We start from the raw sequence: 1,842 nt of genomic DNA on the forward strand, positions 1-1,842 counted from the left end.
TTTCCCGCTCACCCGGATCGACCCCAAAGACTTGAACTTCACCGCGATCGGTCATTTCAGTTCGATCCTCATCGGCCTGTGCTGCTATGCGCTGGCCCGAGATCGCCAGGGCCGATCAATTGATCCGGCGCGCGTGCCCAGATTGCTACGTCGACGCGGCAGCCGCGACGCTTCGGCCTGACCGCTAAGTCCGGCGGCTGCACCCCCGTCCCTGACCGCGCACGGCGCGAGCATGGAATCCTGATGTTGATGCGGCATTACTACTCCGTAGCGGCGATTCGCGACGCCGAGGCACCGCTGCTGGCCAGCCTGCCCGACGGTGTGTTGATGAAGCGCGCGGCCTACGGGTTGGCCAACGTGATCATCCGTGAGCTGGCCGCCCGCACCGGCGGGGTTACCGGCCGCCGGGTGTGCGCGGTCGTCGGCTCGGGCGACAACGGCGGCGATGCCTTGTGGGCGGCGACCTTCCTGCGCCGCCGCGGCGCGGCGGCCGACGCGGTGCTACTCAACCCGGACCGCACCCATCGCAAGGCGCTGGCGGCGTTCCGGAAAGCTGGTGGGCGTGTCTTGGAAAACACGGAAAATGTATCGGCAGCAACCGATCTCGTTATCGACGGAGTGGTGGGCATCTCCGGCTCGGGGCCGCTGCGACCGGCGGCCGCCGAGGTGTTTGCGACTGTCGCGGCCGCGGGGATCCCGGTAGTCGCCGTCGACATCCCCAGCGGCATTGACGTGGTGACCGGCGCAATCAGCGGCCCCGCTGTGCACGCCGCGCTGACCGTCACCTTTGGCGGGCTCAAGCCCGTGCACGCGCTCGCCGACTGCGGCGACGTCACGTTGGTTGATATCGGGCTCGACCTGCCGGACACCGACATCCTGGGCTTGCAGGCCGCCGACGTGGCCGCGCGCTGGCCGGTGCCCGGCGCCCGCGACGACAAATACACCCAAGGCGTGACCGGTGTGCTGGCCGGCTCGTCGACCTATCCGGGTGCGGCCGTGCTGTGCACCGGTGCGGCGGTCGCGGCCACCTCCGGCATGGTCCGCTACGCCGGCAGCGCGGATACCCAGGTGCTCGCGGCGTGGCCTGAGGTGATCGCGTCGCCCACCCCGGCGGCGGCCGGGCGGGTGCAATCCTGGGTCGTCGGGCCGGGGCTGGGCACCTCGGATGCTGAAGCCGCCGCGGCGCTGTGGTTTGCGTTGGACACCGACTTGCCGGTGCTCGTCGACGCCGATGGACTGACCATGCTGGCTGCCCACCCCGACCTGGTGACCAAGCGCGCTGAAAGGGGAGTGCCGACGGTGCTGACCCCGCACGCCGGCGAATTCGCCCGACTGGCCGGGACCCCTCCGGGCGATGACCGGGTCGGCGCGTGCCGCAAGCTAGCCGACGCGTTCGGTGCCACCGTGCTACTGAAGGGCAACGTCACCGTCATCGCCGACCCCGGCGGCCCGGTGTATCTGAATCCGGCCGGCCAGTCCTGGGCGGCTACCGCCGGGTCTGGTGACGTGCTGTCCGGCATGATCGGTGCGCTGCTGGCCGCGGGGCTGCCGGCGGCCGAGGCCGCCGCCGCCGCCGCCTTCGTACATACGCGCGCGGCAGCGCTGTCGGCCGCTGACCCAGGGCCTGGTGACGCGCCGACGTCGGCGTCCCGCATGGTGCGGCACATCCGAGCCGCCCTGGCGGCCTTATAGCAGCAACGGTCAAACGAAAGGATTCGTCGTGTCTCGCAGTCACCCGTCTGTCCCCGCGCACTCGATCGCTCCTGCCTACACCGGCCGCATGTTCACGGCGCCGGTACCCGCCCTGCGGCTGCCCGAAGAATCGATGGATCCGGAGGCGGC

General features: G+C 70.6%; 3 protein-coding genes. All 3 read left to right on the forward strand.

The window, feature by feature from the left end:
• A partial coding sequence (locus tag AC2VNT_RS06505; protein WP_486946074.1) for a rhomboid-like protein occupies positions 1 to 181 on the forward strand: 181 nt, incomplete at its 5' end.
• A 68-nt stretch (positions 182 to 249) separates the two neighbouring features.
• The gene (locus tag AC2VNT_RS06510; RefSeq protein ID WP_047315614.1) at positions 250 to 1,692 is read left to right on the forward strand and encodes a bifunctional ADP-dependent NAD(P)H-hydrate dehydratase/NAD(P)H-hydrate epimerase; all 1,443 of its coding nucleotides are present in this window, start codon (positions 250 to 252) and stop codon (positions 1,690 to 1,692) included.
• A 28-nt stretch (positions 1,693 to 1,720) separates the two neighbouring features.
• Positions 1,721 to 1,842 (forward strand): hypothetical protein (locus tag AC2VNT_RS06515; protein ID WP_486946075.1); only part of this gene is annotated, 122 nt, incomplete at its 3' end.

Source organism: Mycobacterium sp. TH-M15 (assembly GCF_057473705.1).

Excerpts from the sequence above, each read along its gene's own strand:
- AC2VNT_RS06510 (WP_047315614.1), top strand. The coding sequence starts at position 250 with ATGCGGCATTACTACTCCGTAGCGGCGATTCGCGACGCCGAGGCACCG.